This window comes from Actinoplanes sp. NPDC051633 (genome assembly GCF_040681735.1).
Lineage (GTDB): Bacteria > Actinomycetota > Actinomycetes > Mycobacteriales > Micromonosporaceae > Actinoplanes.
On sequence record NZ_JBFAZH010001765.1, the window covers coordinates 1 to 1,136 of the forward strand.

At 69.4% G+C, this 1,136-nt stretch carries 1 protein-coding gene; it reads left to right on the forward strand.

The window, feature by feature from the left end; all coding sequences use genetic code 11:
- Positions 1–110: 110 nt before the first annotated feature.
- Positions 111–1,136: AMP-binding protein (locus AB0M20_RS44995; protein WP_364307755.1), on the forward strand; the 1,026-nt coding region annotated here is incomplete at its 3' end.

Sequence of the window (1,136 nt, forward strand, 5' to 3'; positions counted from 1 at the left end):
ATCACCGTCGACCAGACGATCGAGATCGAGGGCGCGCCGAAGCCCGCGGTCGTCGTGCGCGGCCTGTACCGGTTCTACGCATAGCAGCGGCCACCGGCGAGGAGCATGCGATGCACCGACACGGAATCGGCACCTGGCTGGCCAAACGCCGGCTGAGGTCCCCGGACAAGACCGCCCTCATCTACGGCGACGGGTCGACCATGACGTATCGGCAGCTCGCCGACGGCGCCGACCAGGTCGCATCCTTATTGTCGGACCGCGGCATCCGCACCGGCGACGTGGTGGCCCACCTGGGCGAGAACAGCCCCGAGTTCCTGCAGGTGATGTTCGGCGCCGCGCGACTGGGTGCGGTCTTCGTACCGGTCAACACGCGGCTCGCCGAGCCCGAGATCACGCACGTCTTGGCGGACTCGAACGCCCGCGTCCTGTTCTACGACCCCGCGTTCGGCGACCGCACGTCCACAGCGGCGGCGGGAATCCCTCATGTCGTCGTCACGGATGAGGGGAGCGCCGACTCCCCCGGTCTCACCCGGCTGCTGAGCACGACGACCGTCTCCGACCAGCTCCCCGACGTCGGGGTCACGCCAGAGGACCCGGCCGCGATCATCTACACCTCCGGCACGACCGGGCGGGCCAAGGGCGCCGTGCTGACCCACGGGAACCTGACGTGGGTCGCCGTCAACTGCATCGTCGACTACGACATCGTGTCGAGCGACGTCGCGCTGATGATCTCGCCGCTGTTCCACGTCGCGTCGCTCGGCATGGGGGCGCTCCCGGCCATCCTCAAGGGCGCCACGCTGGTTCTCGAGCAGGGGTTCGTGCCGGAGCGTGCGCTCGCGCAGATCGAGCGGTACGGGGTCACGATGCTCAGCGGAGTGCCGACGACGTACCAGCTCATGGCCGACCACCCGGCCTTTGCCTCGACCGATCTCTCGACGCTGGCGAAACTCACCTGCGGCGGTTCGCCGGTGCCCACTCGCGTCCTCGACGCGTACGAGGCGCGGGGCCTGTCGTTCTCGCAGGGGTACGGCATGACCGAGACATCGCCGGGCGCGACCAGTCTGCCGCCGGCGATGACCCGCGCCAAGCAGGGCAGCGTCGGCCTTCCCCACTTCTTCACCGACGTCCGGGTCACC